General features: G+C 43.1%; 29 protein-coding genes and 3 pseudogenes. 24 read left to right on the forward strand and 8 right to left on the reverse strand.

All coding sequences use genetic code 11. From position 1 onward, the window contains the following. Positions 1-11: 11 nt before the first annotated feature. The 10 genes and pseudogenes from BQ4305_RS13475 (at position 12) to BQ4305_RS13520 (ending at position 7,234) form a co-directional block, all read left to right on the forward strand. Complete coding sequence (locus tag BQ4305_RS13475) at positions 12-596, forward strand: cob(I)yrinic acid a,c-diamide adenosyltransferase (protein ID WP_110928261.1); 585 nt, start codon at positions 12-14, stop codon at positions 594-596. Then, positions 593-1,090: an ECF transporter S component gene (locus tag BQ4305_RS13480; protein ID WP_110928262.1), complete on the forward strand. Its 498-nt coding sequence runs from the start codon at positions 593-595 to the stop codon at positions 1,088-1,090. The genes BQ4305_RS13475 and BQ4305_RS13480 overlap by 4 nt, the downstream gene beginning before the upstream one ends. After that, positions 1,087-1,773: an AIR synthase related protein gene (locus tag BQ4305_RS13485; protein WP_110928263.1), complete on the forward strand. Its 687-nt coding sequence runs from the start codon at positions 1,087-1,089 to the stop codon at positions 1,771-1,773. Before BQ4305_RS13480 ends, BQ4305_RS13485 begins: the two co-directional genes overlap by 4 nt. A gap of 16 nt (positions 1,774-1,789) precedes the next feature. After that, positions 1,790-2,266 carry a Cys-tRNA(Pro) deacylase gene (gene ybaK, locus BQ4305_RS13490; protein ID WP_110928264.1) on the forward strand — a complete coding sequence of 159 codons (477 nt, stop codon included), beginning with the start codon at positions 1,790-1,792 and terminating at the stop codon, positions 2,264-2,266. 132 nt (positions 2,267-2,398) lie between these two features. Next, entirely contained in the window at positions 2,399-3,508 is a 1,110-nt protein-coding gene (locus tag BQ4305_RS13495) for a PRK06851 family protein (protein ID WP_110928265.1), read from the forward strand. 92 nt (positions 3,509-3,600) lie between these two features. Further along, entirely contained in the window at positions 3,601-4,458 is an 858-nt protein-coding gene (locus BQ4305_RS13500; RefSeq protein WP_110928266.1) for a Cof-type HAD-IIB family hydrolase, read from the forward strand. Positions 4,459-4,629: 171 nt separating this feature from the next. Next, complete coding sequence (locus tag BQ4305_RS13505) at positions 4,630-5,049, forward strand: MarR family winged helix-turn-helix transcriptional regulator (protein ID WP_110928267.1); 420 nt, start codon at positions 4,630-4,632, stop codon at positions 5,047-5,049. A gap of 16 nt (positions 5,050-5,065) precedes the next feature. After that, a pseudogene (locus BQ4305_RS13510) lies at positions 5,066-6,274 on the forward strand (MFS transporter); the annotation flags it as partial. A 298-nt stretch (positions 6,275-6,572) separates the two neighbouring features. Beyond that, positions 6,573-7,010 (forward strand): DUF2975 domain-containing protein, encoded by a 438-nt coding sequence (locus tag BQ4305_RS13515; protein WP_110928269.1) that lies wholly within the window; start codon positions 6,573-6,575, stop codon positions 7,008-7,010. 11 nt (positions 7,011-7,021) lie between these two features. Then, the gene (locus BQ4305_RS13520) at positions 7,022-7,234 is read left to right on the forward strand and encodes a helix-turn-helix domain-containing protein (RefSeq protein ID WP_110928270.1); all 213 of its coding nucleotides are present in this window, start codon (positions 7,022-7,024) and stop codon (positions 7,232-7,234) included. A gap of 182 nt (positions 7,235-7,416) precedes the next feature. Here the strand turns inward: BQ4305_RS13520 and bshB2 are convergent, their stop codons facing one another. From bshB2 to pdxK, 3 genes are all read right to left on the reverse strand, one after another. Beyond that, entirely contained in the window at positions 7,417-8,082 is a 666-nt protein-coding gene (gene bshB2 / locus BQ4305_RS13525; RefSeq protein ID WP_110928271.1) for a bacillithiol biosynthesis deacetylase BshB2, read from the reverse strand. Positions 8,083-8,102: 20 nt separating this feature from the next. After that, positions 8,103-8,450, reverse strand: a complete 348-nt coding sequence (locus BQ4305_RS13530) for a YojF family protein (protein ID WP_110928808.1) — start codon at positions 8,448-8,450, stop codon at positions 8,103-8,105. A gap of 114 nt (positions 8,451-8,564) precedes the next feature. Continuing rightward, on the reverse strand, positions 8,565-9,383 hold the full coding sequence (pdxK, locus tag BQ4305_RS13535) for a pyridoxine/pyridoxal/pyridoxamine kinase (RefSeq protein WP_110928272.1): 819 nt from the start codon (positions 9,381-9,383) through the stop codon (positions 8,565-8,567). A 299-nt stretch (positions 9,384-9,682) separates the two neighbouring features. Between pdxK and BQ4305_RS13540 the strand changes: the two genes are divergently transcribed. Genes BQ4305_RS13540 through BQ4305_RS13550 form a run of 3 tightly spaced genes read left to right on the forward strand, consistent with a single transcriptional unit; the run spans position 9,683 to position 11,408 of the window. Then, positions 9,683-10,147 (forward strand): molybdenum cofactor biosynthesis protein MoaE, encoded by a 465-nt coding sequence (locus BQ4305_RS13540; protein ID WP_110928273.1) that lies wholly within the window; start codon positions 9,683-9,685, stop codon positions 10,145-10,147. Beyond that, the gene (gene moaD / locus BQ4305_RS13545) at positions 10,140-10,373 is read left to right on the forward strand and encodes a molybdopterin converting factor subunit 1 (RefSeq protein WP_110928274.1); all 234 of its coding nucleotides are present in this window, start codon (positions 10,140-10,142) and stop codon (positions 10,371-10,373) included. Before BQ4305_RS13540 ends, moaD begins: the two co-directional genes overlap by 8 nt. A 15-nt stretch (positions 10,374-10,388) precedes the next feature. Continuing rightward, positions 10,389-11,408 carry a thiazole biosynthesis adenylyltransferase ThiF gene (locus BQ4305_RS13550; RefSeq protein ID WP_110928275.1) on the forward strand — a complete coding sequence of 340 codons (1,020 nt, stop codon included), beginning with the start codon at positions 10,389-10,391 and terminating at the stop codon, positions 11,406-11,408. 47 nt (positions 11,409-11,455) lie between these two features. On the opposite strand, the gene BQ4305_RS13555 is transcribed toward BQ4305_RS13550, so the two are convergent. Further along, a complete protein-coding gene (locus tag BQ4305_RS13555) occupies positions 11,456-11,779 on the reverse strand; it encodes a YflT domain-containing protein (protein WP_110928276.1) in 324 nt (107 codons plus the stop codon). Between the two features lie 200 nt (positions 11,780-11,979). Here BQ4305_RS13555 and BQ4305_RS13560 point away from each other — a divergent pair, with 200 nt between their 5' ends. The 3 genes from BQ4305_RS13560 to BQ4305_RS13575 all read left to right on the forward strand — a co-directional run bounded on the left by BQ4305_RS13560 (position 11,980) and on the right by BQ4305_RS13575 (position 13,767). Continuing rightward, positions 11,980-12,669: a uracil-DNA glycosylase gene (locus tag BQ4305_RS13560; protein WP_110928277.1), complete on the forward strand. Its 690-nt coding sequence runs from the start codon at positions 11,980-11,982 to the stop codon at positions 12,667-12,669. 332 nt (positions 12,670-13,001) lie between these two features. Beyond that, positions 13,002-13,250 carry a YwdI family protein gene (locus BQ4305_RS13570; protein ID WP_110928278.1) on the forward strand — a complete coding sequence of 83 codons (249 nt, stop codon included), beginning with the start codon at positions 13,002-13,004 and terminating at the stop codon, positions 13,248-13,250. A gap of 148 nt (positions 13,251-13,398) precedes the next feature. Further along, positions 13,399-13,767: a DUF423 domain-containing protein gene (locus BQ4305_RS13575; RefSeq protein ID WP_110928279.1), complete on the forward strand. Its 369-nt coding sequence runs from the start codon at positions 13,399-13,401 to the stop codon at positions 13,765-13,767. 79 nt (positions 13,768-13,846) lie between these two features. Here BQ4305_RS13575 and gerQ read toward each other — a convergent pair whose 3' ends face one another. Both gerQ and hemQ read right to left on the reverse strand, forming a co-directional pair. Next, entirely contained in the window at positions 13,847-14,359 is a 513-nt protein-coding gene (gene gerQ / locus BQ4305_RS13580; protein WP_234396962.1) for a spore coat protein GerQ, read from the reverse strand. Positions 14,360-14,640: 281 nt separating this feature from the next. Continuing rightward, positions 14,641-15,390: a hydrogen peroxide-dependent heme synthase gene (gene hemQ / locus BQ4305_RS13585; protein WP_110928280.1), complete on the reverse strand. Its 750-nt coding sequence runs from the start codon at positions 15,388-15,390 to the stop codon at positions 14,641-14,643. Positions 15,391-15,654: 264 nt separating this feature from the next. On the opposite strand from hemQ, the gene pta reads away from it, so the two are divergent. Beyond that, on the forward strand, positions 15,655-16,635 hold the full coding sequence (gene pta, locus BQ4305_RS13590; RefSeq protein ID WP_110928281.1) for a phosphate acetyltransferase: 981 nt from the start codon (positions 15,655-15,657) through the stop codon (positions 16,633-16,635). Positions 16,636-16,665: 30 nt separating this feature from the next. After that, positions 16,666-17,505 carry an octanoyl-[GcvH]:protein N-octanoyltransferase gene (locus BQ4305_RS13595; protein ID WP_110928282.1) on the forward strand — a complete coding sequence of 280 codons (840 nt, stop codon included), beginning with the start codon at positions 16,666-16,668 and terminating at the stop codon, positions 17,503-17,505. Positions 17,506-17,610: 105 nt separating this feature from the next. Here the strand turns inward: BQ4305_RS13595 and BQ4305_RS13600 are convergent, their stop codons facing one another. After that, positions 17,611-18,363, reverse strand: coding sequence for an RsfA family transcriptional regulator (locus BQ4305_RS13600; RefSeq protein ID WP_110928283.1), 753 nt, complete (start codon positions 18,361-18,363; stop codon positions 17,611-17,613). Positions 18,364-18,654: 291 nt separating this feature from the next. On the opposite strand from BQ4305_RS13600, the gene BQ4305_RS13605 reads away from it, so the two are divergent. The 4 genes and pseudogenes from BQ4305_RS13605 (at position 18,655) to BQ4305_RS13620 (ending at position 22,539) form a co-directional block, all read left to right on the forward strand. After that, on the forward strand, positions 18,655-18,876 hold the full coding sequence (locus tag BQ4305_RS13605; RefSeq protein WP_110928284.1) for a YuzB family protein: 222 nt from the start codon (positions 18,655-18,657) through the stop codon (positions 18,874-18,876). 252 nt (positions 18,877-19,128) lie between these two features. After that, positions 19,129-20,436: an HD domain-containing protein gene (locus BQ4305_RS13610; protein ID WP_110928285.1), complete on the forward strand. Its 1,308-nt coding sequence runs from the start codon at positions 19,129-19,131 to the stop codon at positions 20,434-20,436. Between the two features lie 43 nt (positions 20,437-20,479). Further along, positions 20,480-20,989, forward strand: a complete 510-nt coding sequence (locus tag BQ4305_RS13615; protein ID WP_110928286.1) for a YwgA family protein — start codon at positions 20,480-20,482, stop codon at positions 20,987-20,989. 146 nt (positions 20,990-21,135) lie between these two features. After that, a pseudogene (locus BQ4305_RS13620) lies at positions 21,136-22,539 on the forward strand (alanine/glycine:cation symporter family protein). Between the two features lie 57 nt (positions 22,540-22,596). On the opposite strand, the pseudogene BQ4305_RS13625 reads toward BQ4305_RS13620, so the two are convergent. Then, positions 22,597-22,785, reverse strand: a pseudogene (locus BQ4305_RS13625) (2-hydroxymuconate tautomerase); the annotation flags it as partial. Positions 22,786-22,998: 213 nt separating this feature from the next. Here BQ4305_RS13625 and BQ4305_RS13630 point away from each other — a divergent pair. Both BQ4305_RS13630 and BQ4305_RS13635 read left to right on the forward strand, forming a co-directional pair. After that, positions 22,999-23,664: a site-2 protease family protein gene (locus tag BQ4305_RS13630; protein ID WP_110928288.1), complete on the forward strand. Its 666-nt coding sequence runs from the start codon at positions 22,999-23,001 to the stop codon at positions 23,662-23,664. A gap of 26 nt (positions 23,665-23,690) precedes the next feature. Then, entirely contained in the window at positions 23,691-24,203 is a 513-nt protein-coding gene (locus BQ4305_RS13635) for a YwhD family protein (RefSeq protein ID WP_110928289.1), read from the forward strand. Positions 24,204-24,347 lie beyond the last annotated feature (144 nt).

Here is a 24,347-nt window from a genome sequence, read left to right on the forward strand (position 1 = left end):
GGGTTGCCTAAATGAAAATTTATACACGTACAGGTGATAAGGGACAGACAAGCGTAATCGGCGGCAGGCTGGATAAGGATGATATTCGGGTGGAATCTTATGGAACCGTTGATGAAGTGAACAGTTATGTTGGATTAGCTGCAGCAGAGCTGGATCCTTCACTTTTTGCTGATATTCTGGCTGACCTGGAGAAAATTCAGCATGAGCTCTTTGACTGCGGCGGAGATTTAGCCACGGTATCTGAAAAGGCGCCTAGAAAAATGACAGAAGAGGCGATTACTTATTTAGAAGAACGAATTGATCTATTTATTGCAGAAGCACCTGATTTGGAAAAATTCATTCTTCCTGGAGGTTCAAAAGCAGCTGCCATTATCCATATTGCAAGGACCGTTGCAAGGCGAGCAGAGAGGGCGGTCGTCTCATTAATGAAATCCGGTGCGGCCGTTTCTCCTTTCTCCTTACAATACCTAAACAGGCTGTCCGATTATTTCTTTGCTGCGGCAAGAGTCATCAATTTCCGCCTTGGAGTCGGAGATGTAGAGTATATCCGCAGTGCGAATGTTTTTAAAGGCGGGAAGAGAAAGGAAAAAGAATGAAATTGAATATTAGAACAGTTAGTTTGCTTGGCCTATTCATAGCCCTGTCTGGCGCAGGGGGCATACTGAAAATCCCTTCAATAATCGGCAGTATAGCCTTGGACAGTTTTCCGGCTCTGATTGCAGCTGTTTTACTGGGACCATGGGCCGGAGCAATTGCGGGAGGGCTCGGCCATTTGCTATCCGCATTAATGGCCAGCATGCCGCTCGGTCCCTTCCATTTTTTAATCATGCTGGAGATGGCCGTACTCATTTGGCTGTTCGGGTATTTGTATCGGGCGGGAAAAGCATTTGCTGCCAGTCTTCTGTTTTTTGCAGGAAATGGGTTTATCCTGTCGGTCCCGTTTATCTATATTATCAGCATGAGCTTTTATGCAGCGCTGCTTCCAGGGATGCTGGCGGCAACCGTTATAAACCTTTTGCTTGCGCTCATTCTGCTGCCTCGCCTAAAACCGATTTTTGGAAAACTTGAAAATGGAGGGATGAAAGAATGAGGGATGCGCTTGTCCTTCCTTTTTCATCTGACCATTCTCTGATTGTGACAGCGGATAACAGCGGGGGAATCGGGCTGAAAGAATGCGATGCTGTTCATGTTCCACATGAAACATTATCGTACTATTCTTTCAGGGTGGCAGTCATGGAATGCATGGCAGCAGGAGGCGAGCCGATTGCAGCTGTTATTCAAAATTTCTGCGGGACAGAAGCCTGGGAAGGACTGCGGGCTGGGGTCCGAAAGGGAATGAAGGAATTAGGTATGCATTTTGAAGTAACAGGAAGTACGGAGAGCAATATTCCTCTGCTTCAATCGGCTCTCGGCATAATGATTGTTGGCAAAAAAATGATAGCGCCCGAGGGTACAGCTGATTCTGAAGGAAAAAAGGCTGCCTTGATCGGCCGGCCTCTTGTGGGACAAGAGGTCATTGATGAGGAAGATTGGATTGCCCCTCTTTCATTATTTAAATGGTGCTGCGATACAGCAGGAATGGATGTTTGGCCGGTCGGATCAAAAGGAGTCGCTCATGAATGGAAAAGATTTAGGGGCGATGTTTCTGTGAGCAAAGCGGATATACCATGGACTAAATCTTCCGGACCGTCCACTTGCTTTCTGATCTCCTATCATCAGAATCTGGAAACAGAAATCCGTCAGAAAGCTGGCCGGCATTTTACGGAATTATAAAGGGAGGAGAGCGCCAGTGGCTTCAGGAAAAACAAATGCAATGAGAATACTTGATAAGCTGGGCATAGCCTATGAATTGCTGCATTACCAAAGCAATGATGGAAAGATAGACGGTGTATCGGTCGCTGAAAAGATTGGGGCGCAGGCTGAGAGTGTCTTTAAAACGCTTGTAGCCATTGGAACTTCGCGTCAGCTGTACGTATTTGTCATACCGGGTGCTGAAGAACTCGATTTAAAGAAAGCGGCAAAGGCTGCCGGAGAGAAGAAAATAGAAATGCTCCCATTAAAAGATCTTCTCAAAAACACAGGTTACATCCGCGGCGGCTGTTCTCCTGTAGGAATGAAAAAACAGTATGAAACATTTCTCGATCAGTCTGCAGAAAGACAGCCCTTCATCATTGTGAGCGGCGGAAAAATCGGTACACAGATGAAATTGAAGCCAGAGGGTCTGATCCAGGCAGTAAAAGCACGTTTCGTTCCATTAATTAAATAGCGCTTAGACTTCCGAACCTTTGGGAAGTCTTTTTTTATGCCGGCAAATTATAAGGCTGGGCCTTTCACCCATTCCTGTTAAGAAGCATACGCTACCTGGAAAGCAAAGCGGTCATAAAGGAGAGTGCACAGAGTGACTGGGAAAGCATTACATTATTTTGCAGGAGGAAACACAGCGAGAGGATACTGCAGTTTATATGAATCTAATTTTACAGGGCTTGAAAAGCTTTTTATTTTAAAGGGAGGCCCGGGTACAGGAAAATCAACTTTAATGGAAAAGTCAGCGAAAAGCTGGCAGGCGAAAGGCTATGACGTAGAATACCTGCATTCATCGCTTGATTCTGATTCCATTGAGGGTTTTGTGATTCCTGCCCTGAAAGCCGGAATTGTGGATGGAACGGAGCCGCATGTGATTGAGCCTAAGGCACCGGGAGCGGTCGAAGAGTATGTAAATGCAGGATCTGCCTGGGATTCAGCGATGCTGGCTGCTGAGAGAGCGTCTATACTTCGGCTGAAGAACACAAGAAGCAAAGCCTTCGATACAGCTTATGCCTGTTTTAAAGAAGCATTGGAAATTCATGATGAATGGGAAAAGATTTATCTTGCCAATATTGAATTTTCGAAGCTGAATGCTTTAACGGATAAGCTGATTGACTCTTTTTTTGGAGAGATATACTTAAATAAACAGGCAGAGGTAAAACACCGCTTTCTTGGTTCAGCCACGCCTTCCGGTGCTGTCGATTTTGTTCCCAATCTGACAGAAACGGTCAAGAGACGTTATTTTCTTAAAGGCCGGCCTGGTTCAGGCAAGTCTACGATGCTTAAGAAAATTGCAAAAGAAGCAGAAAAGCGTGGGTTTGATACGGAAATGTATCATTGCGGATTTGATCCCAACAGTCTGGATATGGTCATTGTACGGGAAATAGGCGCGGCCATTTTTGACAGCACAGCCCCTCATGAATATTTCCCGGTCCGTGAAGGAGATGAGATTATCGATATCTACAGCCAGGCGATTCTTCCCGGGACAGATGAAATATATGCAGAGCAAATCAAAGATGTATCCGGCAGATATAAGTCTAAAATGACTGAAGCGACAGATTTTTTGAGCAAGGCAAAAGAAGCGCATGATCAATTAGCCGCAATATATACAGAGGCAACAGATTTTTCAGTCATTGAAAACCTTCAGACAGAGATGGATAAAACGTTTGAAAAACTCAGCAAGAAGCGGCAAGAGAAAATATAAAGGCTATCTGGATTATTCATGCTGGTTTTTCGTGTGTCCTTATCGTATATCGGTTAAAATATAGGAAGGGATATACGGAAGGAGGAGCAGCTGTGATTCGAACGATTGCCATTGATATGGACGGAACGCTATTAAATGAGGTGCAGCAAGTCAGCAAAGCAAATGGTGCTGCTATACGAGAGGCCCAGAACTGCGGAATTGAAGTGGTTATAGCAACAGGAAGGTCGAAGGAGGAAGCGCGCTATTCCTTAAAACAGGCAGGGCTCGAAATGCCTGTCATTTGCATGAATGGCGGAGCTCTTTTAAATACAGAAGATGAAATAATTGTTTCTAATCCACTTGATCGAACTATCGTTCAGGAAGCTGTCTCCCTGCTGGAAAGCCGGGATGCATATTTTGAAATTTATACGAATCAAGGAGTTTTTACAAGGAAGTTTGAGGTGTCAGTTGCGGTCCTGACTGATATTTTTGTCTCGGCCAACCCGGACCTCAACCCTGTAAAAGTACAGGAATTTGCGGAAGAAAGACTAACGTTGGGACAAATGAAAAAAGTTCATCGGTATGAGGATCTATTGGAAGATGAGACGATTGAATATTATAAGCTCCTCATCTTCTCTAATGATTACGAGATGCTTGGCGAAACAGCTTCCGGTTTAAAAAGCTTTAAGGGAGTGGCCGTTACTTCTTCAGGACGGGAAAATATTGAGATGACGAGTGAACATGCTCAAAAGGGAATCGTCCTTGAGCAATATGTAAAGTCAAAGGGGAAATCGATGGCAGAGACGATGGCCATAGGGGATAATTTTAATGATATTTCCATGTTTGAGCGTGTCGGCAGATCAGTAGCGATGGGAAATGCACCGCTTGAAATTCAAAAACTGTGCGATGAAGTCACAGCAAAAAATACGGAAAATGGGGTAGCGCTGGCTATTCGTAAAGTTCTCGATTAATGGAAAAAAGGCCCGTTTTAACCAAAAATCTATAGTAGAGATTAACTCAAGCCCTGGGAAACCGGGGTGTTTTTTTTGCAGAAAAACGTAAAATATCTTTGTGAAGGACTTTACATTTTAATCAAAAAGCATTATAGTTACCTAGGTAACTATTGTTCGGAGGAGAATTCGATGCCATTTCACGATCAGTTTTTCCATCGTTATTTACAAGTTTCCCGTTCTTTTACTAAAGCCCTGAATGGCTGTCTTGCCGAGATTAATCTTTATCAATCGCAATGGTCTATCATATTTTATTTAAGCAATTATGGCCCTTCTGCACTTGTGGAGATCAGCAGCTATCTGGATGTTGAAAAACCGACGATTACCCGTACAGTCAATCGGCTGGAAGAACGGGGGTTAGTTGAGCAGATTTCAGCTAAAGATAAACGGGAAAAGAAAATTCAGCTGACATCGATGGGCAAGGATATTTATGAAGAGGGATGCCGGATTGTCGACAGCTTTGAAGCGAATCTGCTTGAAGGGATTCCGGAGGAAGAGAGAAAGACGATACTGGGAGCCCTCGATCAATTAGAAACGAAATTAAAGCAATAAAGGGGAGTTAAATAGCAATATGAATTCAAAACCAAAATTATGGACGAAAGATTTCTTAATCATCGCTTCGACTAATTTCTTTGTTTTTCTTACCTTTTATGTATTGATGGTCACTTTGACGATTTATACAGTGAAATCTTTTCATACATCTACCAGCCTGGCTGGACTTGCTTCTAGTATTTTTGTTCTGGGAGCGGTTCTCGTAAGACCGCTTGCCGGTAAAATGATCGATCAGGTCGGACGAAAGAAGCTTCTGTTAATCGGACTTATTATATTCTTTCTTTCCTCCATTGTTTATTTCCAAGCTGACAGTTTAACATCCCTATTCGTTATTCGCTTTATCCATGGGATTGCCTTTGGGCTGGCAACAACAGCTACTGGTACGATTTCTGCTTCCATTATCCCTGATCAGCGCCGAGGGGAAGGGATGGGGTATTTTGCCATGAGTACAAACCTAGCAATGGCCTTCGGTCCGTTTATTGGATTATTTATTACTCAGCATTTCAGCTACAATGCTATTTTTATGACGGCGGTTGTTTTTTCCGGGCTGTCACTTGCCGCTACCTTGTTCTTGAAAGTACCGAAAGTGCAGGCTGCTGCAGAAAGAGGGAAATCATTTAAACTTAGTGATTTCTTCGAAAAAACGACGATGCCGATTGCCTTGCTGATGCTTATTATCGGATTTATTTATTCAAGTATTCTTTCCTATCTCAGTTCTTATGCAGAGGAAATTAATCTGGTCAGCACGGCAAGCTTTTTCTTTGTATCGTTTGCTATCTTCTTATTGATTTCACGGCCTTTCACTGGACGGATGTTTGATATTAAAGGCGAAAACAAAGTCATTTATCCTTCTCTTGCACTGTTTGCCATTGGTCTGTTTTTGTTAAGTCAGACTCATATTGGCCTAAGTTTATTGATTGCAGGAGCTATTATCGGAGTTGGTTACGGGACATTCCAGTCCAGTGCCCAGACCATTGCTGTCCAAGAAGCGCCAAGACATCGAATCGGCCTTGCAACATCTACGTTCTTTGTCTTTTTTGATACAGGAATCGGAGTAGGGCCGTTTATTTTAGGATTTGCTGTTCCGTATACAGGATTCCGCGGCCTGTATTTAGCTATGGCAGGTCTGGCTGCTCTCAGCATTCTGGTCTATTATTTTGTTCATGGAAAAAAAGCACAGAAGAGAAAATCAGGGCATCATGCTTCAAAAGAGATTTTGAATTAAATTTTTATCAGGATGTATAAAAAGGAACGAGAGGGGGGAATACTTATATCATGATTATTTTTTCCAAAGTAATCCCCCTTTTCTTAACCTGTCCATTTTGGGCGGGTTTTTTTTATGGTTTAAAACTTTCCGTGTACACAGAATTTATAATATAAAACAATATGTATTGATTGAAAAACAGAAATATTTTATTGAAAAACGATAAAAAATGAACTACAATCAAATGGACGATAATTTTGTGAGGTGTTTTTTATGAAACGCGGAACGACATTCTCCCTTAAAGATAGCTGTTATTCTTATGGGTGTTCCGATTCTTGCTTTATGTATTTTTTTAGTGCCGGAAATAGCGGGTTTTACAGCAGAATTGTATCCAGATCATGCGTATCTCAAATATCTTATTTTCATTGATTTGTATGCAACGGCCATTCCTTTTTATTTGGCTCTGTTTCAGGCTTTTAAACTTTTACGTTATATTGACAAGAACAAAGCGTTTTCGGATTTATCAGTATGGGCTTTGAAAAATATTAAAAATTGTGCCCTTACAATCAGTGTCCTCTATGTATTAGGTCTGCCGTTATTCTATCTTATCGCGGAGGCGGATGACGCACCGGGCATCATTCTCATCGGACTGATCCTTATTTTTGCATCAATGGTGATTGCCGTCTTTGCAGCGGTTCTGCAGAAGCTTTTAAAAGAGGCGATAGATATTAAATCAGAAAATGATTTAACAGTTTGAGGTGAAAAACTTTGGCGATTATAATCCATATCGATGTGCTGCTGGCTAAAAGGAAAATGAGTGTTACCGAACTTTCAGAAAAGGTTGGAATCACAATGGCGAATCTTTCTATTTTGAAAAATGGAAAAGCAAAGGCGATTCGATTCTCAACACTGGAGGCTATCTGTAAGGCATTGGAGTGCCAGCCAGGAGACATATTAGAATATAAAAGAGAAGAGGAGTAACAATCAGCAGATGTAGGCAGACCCGAGCTGTGCCCACCTGCAAGCGTCCTTGAAACGGAAATCCATACAGCCCCAACAAAAAAATCAAATTTCCCTTTGAGGAAATTTGATTTTTTGTAATAGACCCGGGCTGTTTTTTATTTTGCCCGGCAGGCTTCCATATGGGGCCAGTTGAGATTCTTTTAAAATTTGTAGGTCCACAAACGCTCAAGCCGAATCCAATTCAGCAATTCAGCATCCTGATTTTCGAATTTCTCTTTCCAAGTAGAAACCATGGCCTCTGTTTGAGAACGGTGAGCCGTGATGGCATCAATCTTTTTCTGTTCAGCTGCCGTAATATCATGAATGATGTCAGGCTCTCCTAATTTTTCAACACAATTGTTGGAAAAGGCTACGCAATATAGTTTCGGACGGTCTTTTTCAGGAATTCGTTCAACTGCCCGTACGACTGCCCGCCCGGTTGCTTCATGGTCTGGATGGACGCTGTAGCCAGGATAAAAGGTGATGACCAAGGATGGCTGGAGCTCTTCTATTGCTTTGCTGAACATCTCTGTCAGCTTTTCATCATCCTCGAATTCTACCGTTTTGTCCCTAAGTCCCATCATCCGTAAATCTTGTATCCCGATGGCTTCCGCAGCATCAAGGAGCTCCTGTTTTCTGATTTTTGGCAGGGATTCTCTGGTGGCAAAAGGAGGATTTCCGAGATTTCTTCCCATTTCTCCCAGGGTCAGGCACATATAAGTGACAGGTGTGCCTGCTTCAATATGTAAAGCAAGTGTGCCGGATACTGAAAAAGCTTCATCATCCGGATGCGGAAAAGCTACTAACACATGGCGTTCTTTTTCCATTTTAATTAATCTCCTTTCTTTCATTCAAACGGGCTTTCGCTTACCTGTAAAGAAACGGCGAGTTTGCCGGTGAAATCAAGTCCTGCAAGCAGCAAGCGGCCCTCATTGTCGATTTCGTAATGGGTCAGTCCTTCTGCATATACCCAGCCAATCGCAAGTTTCAGGCCTGCACGGTAAGGGCCTTCTCCTATAATCTTTCCGTGTTCATACTGCAGGAAAGCATTTCGGATATAGGCGCCAGCTGAAAAAAATGATTCGTCATGATGGCTTGCGTATGCTCCATTCGTTGTTTCTAAATGAAGGTAGACATCCTTTTTTGCGAAAGAGTCAATCGCCTTTTGAACCTCTTTCTGTTCGATAGGTATCATCATATATAGTTCCTCCTCCAAGAAGAGCTGTTTATTGAACATTGTACTAAATAGAAGCCAAAAAAGCGAAAAAGGCCGCTCAACAGTCTGAGTTAGCCTTTTTCCTCATCTTTTTTACTTATTTTTGACTCCATATTTATGATAGGCACCATGATTAACAGGACCTACGAATTCATTCATTTTCCATCCATGGCGGACCGCTTCAGTAATGAAGTCTTTTGCCGTATAAATGGCTTCTTTAACGGATTTTCCTTGGGCAAGCTCTGCGGTAATTGCTGCAGAGGAAGAACATCCTGCTCCGTGGGTATAAGTGGTCTCGATCCGTTCGGATTCGAGGATTTCGAATTCTGTTCCGTCGTAGAGCAAGTCAATTGCCTTTTCGTGATCCAGTTTGTTTCCGCCTTTGATCAGGACGTATTTTGCGCCCAGGGCATGAATCTTTTCAGCAGCTGCTTTCATATCGTCAATGGTGCGAATTGGAGCTGTTCCGGCAAGCTGTGATGCTTCAAAAAGGTTTGGTGTCACAACGGTTGCTCTTGGAACAAGAACATCACGGAGTGCAACAGCTGTCTCTGGATGAAGAACTTCATCTTCGCCTTTACATACCATGACCGGATCGATAACAACCTTGTCCAATTTTAATTCATCTATCTTCCGGGCAACCAATTCAATAATCTCTACAGAACCGAGCATGCCGGTTTTCATAGCATCAATTCCGACGGAAAGGATTGTTTCCATCTGTGCTTCTACCACTTCTGCCGGTGTCGGGAAAACGTTATGGGCCCAGCCGTTTTTTGGATCCATTGAAACAATGGTTGTTAAAGCGGACATGCCGTATACGCCGAACTCTTGAAAGGTTTTTATATCAGCCTGAAGTCCGGCACCGCCGCTTGAATCCGATCCGGCTACTGTCATTGCTTTCTTCAATGTCATTTTAAATCCCCCTTGGGTGAATAGAAATGTGCGAAATATCAGAAAGGATCGATATATCTTAGTTTAAGAATATAATATTCTGTAATGAATGTAAAACAAGAAAACCGACAGAAGACTCCCATACAGCCCGGCCGTTCCTGCATCGACTCAGTCCTTCTCTGGGAAAGTGAGAAAAGCCTGCTAAAAAGGAAGAAGAACGGGCATCTTAGTATTATTATTCTTCAAATTGATTTACAATATAAATAGTAGATGGACTTATAAACGATCTATGATGAAACTCCACTCAAAGGATGAGGAACATGAATTACGAAATTACGGACAAACCCATCTTAATACAAGATGTGATTGATAAAGTAGTCAGCCGCAACGCAGGAGCTGTAACTACATTTATTGGGACTGTCAGGGAAATGACCAAGGATAAGAAAACCTTGTTCTTAAAATATGAAGCCTACGTGCCAATGGCTGTAAAAAAACTGGAGCAGATTGGCCAGGAAATTAATAAGCGCTGGCCGGACGCGCAAACCGCCATCACCCACCGGGTCGGGAAATTAGGCATTAGCGATATAGCTGTGGTGATTGCAGTCAGCACCCCTCATCGAAATGATGCTTATGAAGCAAACCGTTTTGCGATTGAGCGGATTAAAGAAATCGTGCCAATTTGGAAAAAAGAACACTGGGAAGATGGCGAAGAATGGGTTGGAAATCAGCTTGAAACGGTTTCTTATCCATCGGGCAAACCGGAAAAGGAGGATTTGGATGATTAAAGTACTATTGTTCGCGCAGCTTCAAGAGTCTGCCGGCAAATCAGAGGTCTCTCTTGATGGCGCCGGCCTGACGATTGCCCAATTAAAAGCGAGACTTTCCACTGATTTTCATTTAGAGGGTCTCGACTCTGTGATGACGGCTGTGAATGAAGAGTTTGCAGATGATGAAACCGCTCTGGAGGATGGGGACACAGTTGCCTTCATTCCGCCGGTCAGCGGAGGATAAGGCAGGAGAGAGAAAATGAGCGAAAGATATTCACGGCAGGAGCTATTTAGCCCCATTGGAGAAGAAGGACAGCGCCGAATCGGCAGTAAGCACGTGTTACTGGTCGGAGCCGGTGCGCTTGGTTCGGCAAATGCAGAGGCTATGGTCCGGGCCGGTATCGGCAAACTGACCATTATTGACAGGGATTATGTAGAAGAGAGCAACCTGCAGAGACAGCAGCTCTATACCGAACAGGATGTCAGGGATCAGCTGCCAAAAGCAGAAGCTGCGAAGCGGCATTTGAATGAGATCAACCAAAGTGTGGAAGTGGTCGCCAAGGTTATGGATGCTAATCCGAAAAACATGGATGCTCTCACTGAAGGGGCAGATTTAATCATAGACGCAACAGATAACTTTGAAACACGGATGATGCTGAATGATTTATCTCAGAAACATAAGATTCCCTGGATTTATGGCGCCTGTGTCGGAAGCGTAGGAATGAGTCTGACCATTCTGCCCGGAAAGACGCCTTGCCTGCATTGCCTGCTGAAATCCCTGCCGATACAAGGACTTACATGCGATACTGCGGGCATCATTGGGCCGGCGGTAACCATGGTGGTGGCACATCAGGCAGCTGAAGCGCTGAAAATCCTGACCGAAGATTGGGATTCCGTCAGGGCTAGCTTTGTTACCTTCGATCTCTGGAAGAATCAATATCAAACCATTAAGCTTTCTAAGGCAAAAAAGAGGGATTGCCTTTCATGCGGAGAAGAACCGACATATCCTTTTCTAAAGGCTGAAAATGCTACAAAAACCGCAGTCCTCTGCGGCCGGGATACGGTTCAGATACGTCCGCCGAAACAGGCGGATTTAAGGTTGGACAGGCTTGCGGAAACGCTGTCCAAAAGCGGATTCTCGGTAAAAGGAAATCCGTTTCTTCTGTCTGTCCAACAGGATAATCAGCGGATAGTCATATTTAAAGACGGACGGGTGCTGATTCATGGAACGAAGAATGTGGATCAAGCCAAATCGATTTACCATCGTATTTTAGGATAAAGCAAAAAAGGGCTGTCCGATTGAAGGACAGCCCTAATCTATGTGAATTAATTAGCAGCTACTACCACTACTTTGCCTTTGTCCAGTTCCACTTCATATTGAGCAGCCTCTGCTTCTGTTAATCCAAGATTTTCAAAACGGTTGCGAAGTTCATCTCCGCGCGATTTGAAAAGGTTGCTGACCGAATCCATTAATCCCTGTTCTTTCAATCCAACACTTTCTGTATCCGTGTTTTCTGTCAGGTGCTCTGAGCGGTCCTTATCATGGGCGAATAAGTAAATATTGTCTTTTTCAAAACCTCCGGCATGCACTAATTGATCAATTTTTTCTTTAGCTTGGACTCCGTTTTCTACTACGTGTACTTGATACATATCCAATTCCTCCTTTAATTTTGGTATCTTCTAAGGTCATCGCCTTTAGCGGCTCTACTATATATGTAGCCGTTCATCGTACGAGATAAACATGAACGGCCCGAATAAGGCATCTCTCTTTTGTTTGTCCTATAATGGGGTAATAAAAAGAATAGAATGCTAGATTAATCTTTGGAAATGGATGAAAGGGTGAAAAAATCATGAGCAAGAAAATCTTGAAAAATGATTGGGAACCATTATTGGCAGATGAGTTTGAAAAACCTTACTATCAGAGTCTTCGGGAATTTTTGAAGATAGAATATAGAGAACAACGGATTTATCCGGAAGCAGTAAATATATTTAATGCTCTTCATTACACACCATATGAAGAGGTAAAAGTGGTTATACTGGGGCAGGATCCTTATCATGGACCAAATCAGGCCCATGGACTGAGCTTTTCCGTACAGCCGGGTGTCAAATTGCCTCCTTCGCTTCGCAATATTTTTAAGGAATTGCATGAGGATCTGGGGTACAGTGTACCGAATCACGGCTGCCTGATTGATTGGGCTAAGCAAGGGGTTCTGCTGCTGAATACGGTATTAACCGTGAGGGAGGGGCAGGCGCATTCCCATCGGGGAAAGGGGTGGGAAACCTTTACAGACCAGGTTATACGCAAACTGAGTGAACGGGAAAAACCGGTCATATTTATTTTATGGGGAAAACCGGCACAGACGAAAATGTCTTTAATAGATACGGAGAAACATAAAATCATTATGTCTGTGCATCCGAGTCCGCTTTCAGCCAGCCGTGGTTTTTTTGGGAGCAGGCCCTTTTCGAAAACGAATGAGTATCTGAAGGAAATAGGCGAAGAAGAGATTAATTGGCAGCTTTCCGACATTTCTCATCCATAAGAAGGAGCGGGAACGGCTCAAAGAGGGGACTGAATCAAGTGAAGCGCATTAATTGCATGGCTTGCAAACATTATTATGTAACGTGGGATCCGAATTTTCCGAAAGGATGCAGGGCTTTCCAGTTCAAGACTGCAAAACTTCCATCGGCGGAGGTATTTCGTTCTTCGGGACAGCCCTGTCTTAAATTTGAACCTAAATCATCTTCCGTAAAAAGATAGGGAGATGGAAAGTTCCTTTCTGTTTTGGATTTTGTTAAACTGAATGCAAAGAGCCCCCTGTTAAAAACCTGAGATCATCGGGTGCATAGGCGGAATGATACGAGGTGAATGTTTATGGATATTCCATCAAAGCTGCTGCTCAGCAAAATGGAAGAACTGATCTCTAAGGCAAGAGAAGCAGAAACTAATGATAGCTTTAAGGGGTATATACTGGCAATTCAGTCCCTTTGCGAAGTGATGACTGACGATAAAACGGCCCCGGTCTTTCAGGCTGGCCTGAAACCTCAGGCTTTCCCGTCTCCGCATCAGCCTGAACCAGTCAAGATGGATGAAGCAAACGGTCCATCTCTATTTGATTTTTAATTTTTTGTTGTTCTTAGATTAATGATTTTCTTCAGAGGAGAAAATCATTTGAGATGAATCTGCAGTCCGCAAAAGCTTTTGGATAGCCTATAGGTGCGAATTACATAACAAGAAAATGACTTGATTTTACTTAAAGGAGAGAGCATAGATGAAGGTGTTCATTATTATAGGGGCAATTAATGCTTTTTTGGCTGTCGCATTGGGGGCTTTTGGAGCGCATGGCCTTGAAGGGAAAATTCCTGATAAATATTTGCAGATCTGGCACACTGGTGTAACCTATCAAATGTTTCATGCGGTTGGTTTGCTGATCATTGGTCTGCTGGCTGCTAAAATACCGGGATCACTTTTAAATTGGTCAGGCTGGCTGATGCTTATCGGCATTATTCTGTTCTCAGGCAGCTTGTATGTCTTAAGTCTCACCCAAATCAAAGTGTTGGGAGCGATCACTCCGCTTGGAGGAATATCGTTTCTGGTTGCATGGATTCTGATTGTTGCGGCTGCCTATAAGCATTTATAAGACATTAGGCTGTATGATATAAAAGTAGTGCCGCTTGCATAAGCGGCACTGCTTTTTATCGTCTGAGGAGGAGTGTCGTTTATCTCGGCGGATAAGAAACGAGCCCTGTTCCCCCATATGGATATTCATATTCAATTTCCTCATCAAACGTAATATAGTCAAGGTACACCATCGGGATTAAATATCTTTTTCCGGACTGTGGATCGCTTAGGATGAGATGGTCCCGGCCAGCCGCCTCTATTAATCCCTTGAAAATTTGGGCATTCCATTCTGTATTATTTTCAAAGGTGGCATAGACGGTGGCTAATTTCCCTTTATTCAGACGCAGTATATTCTCAATGTAAGATTCTTGCACGGGAAGCATCCCGGGAACTTGGGGCCCTCCTGCAGAAGGACTGGTCTGGAATGATCCTCCGGTTCCCCCTGCAGTGCCTTGCACGGGCATTTGCGGATACTGCTGCTGGTACGGGTTCATTTGGCTTCCAGACTGTCGGTATCCAGAGGACGGGTCTGAAGCCGGGATATAGGAATTCGTATTTGAATTTGTACCATAAGGATAGCCGCCATAAGGATTAGAACCATTTTGAGTCATTTCTTTCCCTCCTGAAAATTGCATAATAAAAACAATTGATAATTCCCTTAAAAAAGCCATCCTATCAGGTCGAGACAAAGGAACTTGCAATCAGACTGTGATCCAAGTTTCTTTTCCGATGAATTAGTTTTCTGTATGGATTGGCTCTGATTATCTGGAATCCTGAAATTATCTCTGTTTCATATGTATGGAGGAATGATTCTGATTAGACCAAACAGTTTTGCATGCTTAAAAAAAGAGGGTTCAGATGTGACTCTGAATCCTCTGTTTCTTTTGCTAATTTATACATAAAGGAAAGAAGGAACTTTATCTTCTTCCAAAATAGGGCCGACAAAGAAAGAACCGAATTCACCGTATCTGGCACTTACTTCATCAAAACGCATTTCATAAACTAACTTTTTGAATTGAAGGACATCATCAGCAAAAAGGGTTACGCCCCATTCATAATCATCAAAGCCGACAGATCCGGAAATGATTTGTTTCACTTTGCCTGCATAGCTTCGGCCAATCATGCCGTGTGAACGCATAAGATTCTTACGTTCCTCCATTTCGAGCATATACCAGTTGTCATTGCCTTCGCGGCGCTTGTCCATTGGATAGAAGCAGACATATTTTGATTTAGGCAGAGTCGGGTACAGCCGAGCTCGCACATGCGGATTTTGATATGGATCTTCATCGCTCTGTCCTGCCAGATAATTGGACAGTTCGACAACAGAAACGTAAGAATAGGCAGGAATTGTAAACTCAGCCAGCTTCGTTTTGTTGAATTCGGATTCAATGGCATTTAGTTCTTCCATTGTCGGGCGGGCGAACATCAGCATAAAGTCTGCCTTTTGTCCTACAATGGAATAGAGGGCATGGCTGCCTTCGTTATTATTTTGAACCGTGTTCCATTTATCTAGCAATCCTTGAAATTCGGAAATAGCTATTTCTCTTTCGTCGCTTGAAAGGGTTTTCCATGATGACCAGTCCATCAGGCGGAAGTCATGCAGACAGTACCAGCCATCTAATGTTTGTGCTGCTTCGCTCATTACAATCACTCCTATAGTCTAATATAACAATAATATAACACAGTTTATTGGACAGGCCCTTAAAAAGGCATGCCTGCACCGTTTTGTTCAAAGAATATCCATATTTAGCATGGCCCCTATGTTTGCTTTTCAAACCCTCTGTCAACCAGGAAAGGATTGTATTTTGTCTGGACTTAAGCTTAAGATGAAAAGGGATTGGACGTGTTATTCACTGTACGGCTTAAGGGTATAGATAGAGAAGTACTGAATAAGGAGATGTTATGGATGATTGATCTTTTTGATGATTTAAAAAGGAAAGCATCAGGGCTTAATGTAAGAATTGTATTTCCGGAGGGGAACGATGAAAGGATATTAAAGGCGGCGGGCAGGCTTGCTAAAGAGCAGGTGCTAACGCCGGTTTTGGTAGGAAATATTGAGCGGATTCAGGAGCAGGCAAAGGATTTGAAGGTTTCCCTTGAGGCTGTTGAAATCTATGATCCGTACAGTTATATTATGAAAGATGAAATGGCTGCTGCTTTTGTTGAAGTCCGTCAAGGAAAAACAACCGAAGAGGAAGCAAGAGAGATTCTTCTGGATGTCAATTATTTTGGGACAATGCTTGTCCATATGAATCAGGCGGACGGAATGGTGAGCGGGGCTGCGCATTCTACAGCGGATACTGTCCGGCCGGCGCTGCAGATCATTAAAACAAAATCGGGCGTTAAGAAAACCTCTGGTGTTTTTATTATGGTCCGGGAAGAGGAGAAATACATTTTTGCGGACTGTGCGATTAATATTGCACCAGACAGCAATGATTTAGCTGAAATTGCTATAGAAAGCGCGAAAACGGCCCAGCTGTTTGATGTGGATCCACGAGTAGCCTTATTAAGTTTTTCTACGAAGGGTTCGGCTGTTTCTCCTGAAACCGATAAAGTAGTCGAAGCGGTTCGAATAGCCCAGAGCAGGGAACCGCAGCTGATAGTAGACGGAGAATTCCAATTTGATGCAGCTTTTGTTCCTTCTGTAGCGAGAAGCAAAGCACCTGATTCTTTAATACAGGGCGATGCCAATGTCTTTATTTTTCCTAGCCTTGAAGCCGGCAACATCAGTTATAAAATGGTTCAGAGACTGGGCGGATTTGAAGCGGTCGGACCTATTTTGCAGGGGCTGAACAGACCTGTCAATGACCTTTCGAGGGGATGCAGCGAAGAGGATGTTTATAAGCTTGCCCTCATAACAGCTGTTCAGTCCTTCGCCTCTAAATAATGAGGCAGTTCAACAAGAGGAGAAAATCGTATGAATGATAGTAAAACCTTATTAAATCAGCCTGAGTGGAGGGTGATTGACCAGTCCTCCATCGGCCCGCATTTTCAGGCGCTTCAGTCCTTTGCAATGGATGATACGCTTTGTGCTGCCGTTGGATCAGGCGAATCCGGAGCGGTGGCAAGATCCTGGGTTCATGACAAGACGATTGTGCTCGGAATTCAGGATACGAGACTTCCGCAGCTTGACCGCGGTGTGGATTATTTACGGGAAAAGGGATTTAAGACCATCGTCAGAAATTCGGGAGGGCTTGCTGTAGTTCTCGATGAGGGAGTCTTGAACCTTTCCTTAGTCTTCCCGGACAGCGGACAGAAGATTGGAATTAACCGCGGATATGATGCGATGTGGGAGCTGATCCGGCTTATGTTCCCTGATTTTTCAGCCGATATTGAGGCGAGGGAAATCATAGGTTCCTATTGTCCGGGGAGCTATGATTTAAGCATCGGAGGCCGAAAATTTGCAGGAATATCCCAGCGGAGAATCCGTAATGGAGCTGCTGTCCAAATTTATTTATGTGTGTCGGGCAGCGGCTCAGAACGGGCCAAATTGGTTCGGGAATTTTACCGGCTGGCTAAGGGCGGGCAGGAGACTAAATTCGACTATCCGGATATAAGGCCAGAAGTAATGGCCTCCCTTTCTGAACTGATGGAACAGCCTCTTACGGTCCCTGATGTGATGCTGCGTTTATTACAGACCTTGCAAAAACTGTCAGGAAGAATTTATTCAGACTCTCTTAGGCCGGAAGAGCTTCTTCTATATGAAGGATACTTAGAAAGAGTCACGGAACGGAATAATAAGGTGCTGTTCTTGTGAAATAAAAAAATCTGTTTTCCTTTTTGGAAGACAGATTTTTTATCTTACTGGCAGCTGGCCTTTAACATTTATAAGAGAATGATACATCGGCGGGCTGCGGGTATGTTATTCAGCCAGCTTTTCCAGATTTCCATTCCGATCCATTTTAAATGCAGTAGAAGGACGTTCCTCCTCATCAAACAGAACGAGTTTCCGGGCACGGTTCATAATTTTCATTAAAGTTTCATAATCTTCCTGAATTAGGCCGGTATTTTGCTCGAGGTTATTCACTTTTCCTGCCAGTTCTTCGTTGTACATTTTCAGCTCGTGTAATTCAAGTTTTAATCTTTCATTTTCTTTCTGAAGGGCCTCTGCCTGAAGCAGTTTACCATTCATAGATTCCAAATAGGCGATGACGCTTTCTAATGTTAGAGAAGAAAATGAAGTAGGACGTTCCGCAGTAAGCGGCAGCTGTTCGGCCTGTAATTCCGGATTTTCCATGATTCCGGTATTGCTAGTTTCTAATTCTTGGCTTTCTTCCATGATAGGAAGATTCATTTCTCCTGTCTGAGCGACGTCAAAGCTTCCCATTGGAGAAGCAGGCGGCGTGTAGAGAAGCTTTTTCTTCCCGCCCTGTTCCTTGCCAAGCATTCGCTGCCGTTGTTTTCGCTGTTTTTTTGCTAGAGACAGTGCTTTCGTATAATTATGGCGGACGACGGCATTCCATCGAAATCCGCAGGCGGCTGATGTCCGGTTTAATTTATCCCCTACTTCCTCGAAAGAATTTAACTGGGTGCTGCCTTCACGCACATGGCGTAAGACCGTTTCAGCTAAAAGCAAGTCGTCTTCCTCGGTCCATGCATCTTGACGTACTTTCATTGTATATCCTTCCTTTCTGCTATTTTATCTTAATTAGTAGTTGGGCTTCTTTTATAAGATGGACATTTCTATCACTATTTTGTACAGGCTGGCTGAGATTTATACCATCAAGTTAAGAGGCTATCAATTTTTTTATAAATCAGATAGGAAACTATTTTTTGCTAATGAGAAGAATGTTCCTGATTCTGCCATGATTGCCGTCTTGAAATAAGTAATTAGAAGCGGTAAAATACCTTTTAGCTGTCAATTTAGCTCGGTGGACATAAAAGAGAGAAAGGCTGGTGCAGAGGTATGCCGAATGAATTCAGAGTTTGTGATGACTGCCAGGCGGTGAATATAAAGACATTAATTCCCCGTTTGCAGAAGCTCGATCCGCATGCAAAAATTGAAATAGGCTGCCAATCTTATTGCGGCCCAGGCAGGAAGAAATCATTTGCTTTTGTCAATAACCGTCCAGTCGCTGCCCCGACTGAGGATGAATTAATGGTAAAAGTAGATGCTAAACTTAAATAACCATTTATGATATAAATCACCCTGACTGTCAGCAGTCCGAGGTGATTTTTTATTCGGACGTTTCCGTGTCCGGTTTCTTCCAAATGGTCAGAGGGAATGATAATTTTCAAGGAGAAAAAATATATGGGGGGAAAAGCGGCGCTGTTCGGCTGTTTTCGCCAATAATAGGTTTTTTTCCCTGTACCAGGCAATGGGATTTGCCGTTGAAAAAAGGTATAATGAGAAATATCAGATTGAAAAAGAGGGCAGTGTATGGATTATTCCCAAGAGAAATTAAGTGAAGAGAAAGTTTTCAAAGACCCGGTCCATCGCTATATTCATGTCAGGGACAGAGTGATTTGGGATTTAATAGGAACGAAGGAATTTCAGCGGCTTCGAAGAATCAAACAGTTGGGCACTACATACTTAACGTTTCACGGAGCAGAGCACAGCCGCTTCAGTCATTCCCTGGGGGTATACGAGATTGTTCGGAGAATTGTCGATGATGTCTTTGACGGAAGACCCGAATGGAAGCAGGAGGAACGTCTGCTGTCTCTTTGTGTAGCGCTGCTCCATGACCTGGGCCATGGGCCTTTTTCTCATTCCTTTGAAAAGGTTTTTGATTTGGACCATGAGCAATTTACCCAGCAAATCCTTATAGGGGAAACGGAAGTCAATAAGGTTCTGTCCAAAGTCGGCAGCGATTTTCCTAAAAAAGTAGCGGAAGTCATTGCGAAAACATATAAGGACAAGCTAGTTGTCAGCTTAATATCAAGTCAGATTGATGCTGACCGGATGGATTACCTGCAGAGAGACGCATATTTTACGGGTGTGAGCTACGGACATTTTGACATGGAAAGAATCCTTCGCGTTATGCGTCCAAGAGAAGATCAGGTTGTGATCAAACAGAGCGGAATGCATGCGGTTGAGGATTATATTATGAGCCGGTACCAAATGTATTGGCAGATTTACTTTCACCCGGTTACCCGGAGTGCGGAAGTGATTCTGACGAAAATCCTTCACAGAGCAAAGCACTTATATGAATCAGGTTATCACTTCAGGCAAAATCCTGTTCATTTCTATTCCCTGTTCAATGGCAAGGTGACCCTTGAGGACTATTTGAAAATGGATGAATCGGTTATTCTTTATTATTTTCAGATATGGGAAGAAGAGGAAGATACAGTCCTCAGCGACCTTTGCAGCCGTTTCATGAACCGCAGGCTGTTCCAGTATACGGAGTTCCACCCTTCAAATATTCAGATGAACAAGCTTGTTGAATTAAATAAATTATTTGTGAAGGCAGGAATTGATCCGGAGTATTATTTGGTTGTCGATTCTTCTTCTGATCTGCCCTATGACTTTTACCGTCCGGGAGAAGAGGAAGAGCGCCTGCCTATTCATTTAATGAAGAGCAATGGAGAAATCAGGGAGCTTTCACGGGAGTCGGAAATTGTAGATGCCATATCAGGCAAGCGAAGGACTGATCATAAATTATATTTTCCTGCGGATTTCCTTCAGGATGAGTCAGTTCATAATAAAATCAAAAGGCAAATCCGGAAGCTGCTGGACTTTCCGGAGTGATGAAAGAATGCCCTGAGCATTCATGATTAGGAGTGAATAAACCTTGTTTAAGGAACATGCTAAGATCATTAATGCGATTTCCACTGCAGGGGAAATTAATGGTCGGAAAAAATTGCAGAAAATTGTTTTCATCGCCAAGAAGCTGTCATTTCCGTTTCAGGAGAAATTCCAATTTCACTTTTACGGTCCTTACTCTGAGGAACTGACACTGAGAATAGAAGAGCTTTGTGACATGGGATATTTAAATGAAGTAAAAGAAAAGAAGGCAGGCTATTATCAATATTGTTATTCGATCACGGAGTCAGGGAAAGATTTTCTGTCCATGCATGAGATGGACATGCCACACTTGGAAGATTGCCTGAATGATATGAATGGACAGAATGCCCGCTTTTTAGAGCTCGTTTCCACAGTCTTATATTTCGATAATCTGTCTAAAGCAGAAGTGATAGAAAAAATCTTCGTTTTAAAGAGCAAGCAAAAGTACACGCTCGAAGAAATTGATGAGGCCTACGAATATATAGAAATGCTAAAAGACAAAGCCAAGCTGAATTAATCGCTTGGCTTTGTCTATTTTTTTATGATTTTTGTGAGTTTTGCACGAAAGTTAAAAAATGCTTATTAGGACATTGTGACCAGAGGATGGGTCAAGTATAATGAATATTAAGACTTTTTAAATAAAATATACAAGGGGGTTAAGGAGTGGAGGCATTCGTAAATTATCTGAATGGGATTCTTTGGAGCACACCGGTTATTTATATTTTGCTTGGTGTCGGACTTTTATTTTCTATTTTAACTCGTTTTCTTCAAATACGTCATGTGAAGGAAATGATCCGTCTCATGTTTCAGGGAAAGAGTTCGGAAGCGGGAGTATCCTCCTTCCAGGCACTTGCTTTATCTTTATCCGGAAGAGTAGGGACTGGGAATATTGCAGGTGTTGCTACGGCGATTGCCTTCGGGGGACCGGGTGCCGTATTCTGGATGTGGGTGCTTGCCTTTATTGGGGCATCAAGTGCGTACATAGAGTCAACGCTTGCACAGATTTATAAGGAAAAGCATGAAGGGGTCTACCGCGGAGGGCCGGCCCTTTTATATTGAAAAGGGAATAGGATGGAAATGGTTTGCGGTGCTTTTTGCTTTGGCGGCTCTTATTGCAATGGCAGTTTTAATGCCTGGCGTTCAGGCCAACTCCATTGCTGTGGCAGTTGATAACGCCTTTCATATTCCGAATTATGTAACAGGTATTGTGCTTGTATTGTTATTAGGTTTCATCATTTTGGGCGGTGTTAAAAGGATAGCTAATGCTGCACAAATTACCGTTCCGTTCATGGCGGTCTGGTATATTCTTTTATCTTTGATCATTATCGCCCTCAATATTACTGAACTGCCTGATGTGATTATGCTGATTATCTGAAGTGCTTTTGGATATGATTTAGCCTTTGGCGGGCTGCTTGGGATGGCTATTGCCTGGGGTGTTAAGCGGGGTGTATACTCCAATGAAGCGGGGCAGGGAACAGGGCCTCACCCAGCGGCGGCAGAAGTTTCGCATCCTGCAAAGCAAGGGCTTGTCAGGCATTTTCCATTTATATTGATACGCTTTTCGTATGTTCCGCAACTGCATTTATGATTTTATTTACAGGGATGTACAATGTCCAGAATGAAGATGGCTCTTTCATTCAAAATAGACTTGGCGATGTTGAACCCGGTCCAATGTATACGCAGGCAGCCATTAATGATGTATTGCCTGGCTTTGGCGCAGGCTTTGTAGCGGTTGCTCTCTTCTTCTTCGCTTTTACGACTATTATGGCCTATTACTATATTCTGAGACGAATATTGCCTATCGTTCTGTTAGGGGTAACGTTTTACGGGACGGTCAATGAAGCTCAGCTGGCATGGGCTTTTGGAGATGTTGGGTTAGGACTTATGGTTTGGCTGAATATTATTGCCATTCTCATATTGGCCAAACCGGCTATTCTGACACTGAAAGACTATGAGAGACAAAAGAAGGCAGGTCTTGATCCGGTATTTGATCCGAAAGAGCTTGGAATTAAAAACGCTACTTATTGGGAAACGGAATACAAAAAGGATCAGGACGAAGCTTCCTGAAGCAGCTAAACCAAAAGACATCGCTGAGCACCAGCGATGTCTTTTTTTATGCCGTGCTTATTGATCGCTTTTACGGACCCCGCCGACAGCGAGATGATTCTTTGTCATCTCCTCGATAAAAACAGTTACAGCTGATGCAGGAGCTCCGGTTGTTTCTGTAACAGCTTCTGTCACTTTTTCAACCAAGGCCTTCTTTTGATCATCGGTGCGGCCTTCCAGCATTTTAACGGTTACATATGGCATGTATTTCTCCCTCCTTTCATATCAGGTAAGCCTGCTTTTACTAAATAGGCAGGCCATTTCTTAAGGAACAGGAAGCTGTACTTCCCTTATGTAGAATTTTCCTTTATGATTGTAGTGTTTCATACTGAATTCTGAATTGCAAGACTGGGAAACAGAGTTTTTTACATATGATTAATTTCATGTATACTTACATTTATATAGGATGGGGGAAGAAATTTGGAAGGATTAGAACGATTTCTGGCTTTTGATCTTGAGGAGCTGCCTTATGTAGTAGCGGTTCTGATCATTGCATTTACTGTCCACGAGTTTTCCCATGCGTATGTTGCCTATAAGTTTGGGGATTCTACAGCTAAACAGCAGGGAAGAGTGACGTTGAACCCGGTTTCACATCTGGATCCTCTGGGGACACTGTTTCTCCTGATCGCAGGATTTGGTTGGGCTCGGCCGGTGCCTGTGAACCGTTTTCACTTTAAACGGCCGCGACTGGCAGGCATTCTTGTTTCATTTGCAGGTCCATTCAGCAATTTTTTAGTTGCCTGTCTTGGATATGCCATCCTTTTTAGTCTGCTGGCTGCCGGGCTGTTCTCGCAGCTGCCGTTCTTTATTCAGCCATTTCTGGAAATGCTGATTCAATTGAACATCATTCTGTTCATTTTTAATCTGCTTCCGATTCCCCCTTTGGACGGTTACCGGATTATTGAGGACCTGGCACCTAATCATATCAGAACGAAGATGACTCAATATGAGGTTTATGGTTCATTGATCTTTTTGATCCTGGTCCTCACCCCGCTCGGCGATTACACAATCCAGCCTATCTTTACGTTTGTGCTGCCGTTCATTATTAATCACTTAAATGAATTTTTTTCACAGATATTTTTTTAATGAGCTTTATCTAAGGAGGAAGGAAGATGGAAGAAAAACCACAGAAAAAAATAGGCTTCAATATCATCAAGAATGACCCGACGGAAGGACATGGCGGGTATGGAGCCGGTGTGCTGACGCTCGATAATATATCCCCGGTTATTATTGATGTAGAGGCTGGAGAAGCGGAAGTAGATATTGGAGCCATGCATGCCCGGAGTACTGTCGAAAGAGGAATTAAATTCCTGAAAACAAAGGAAGAAGTTCCGAATGGGAAGCCTTACTGGCTTGTCTGGGTGACGATTGAAACGGTACAGGAGGGACCGATGTATGCAGGCGTCACGGCTTGTGAAATGACGGTTGACCGTTCAATTAGAAGAGGATATAAATCATTGCCGGAACATGTCAATAAAATGGATAAATCCTTAAAGCGGAAGATCATGGTTGATTTTATGGATGAGAAGTCCAAGAAGATTCTTGCGGATTTCTTGAAAAATCATGACGCTGGCATGTGGGAAAGAGCGCCGGAACAGTTAAAGCGGGACCTGGATGCTGAATAAATGATTTGTCTGCCGGCGAATTCGTTTTTTATCTAAGAAAGACTTGTGTGTTTCATAGAAAATGATTTAAACTTAAAGACAGCTTTATCGCTATAAAGCATAGGACTGAAAACCCCCGGAGCATTATGCTTCGGGGGTTTTTAA

This window comes from Bacillus massiliglaciei (genome assembly GCF_900098925.1).
In the GTDB taxonomy this organism is placed as follows: Bacteria; Bacillota; Bacilli; order Bacillales; family DSM-1321; genus Peribacillus; species Peribacillus massiliglaciei.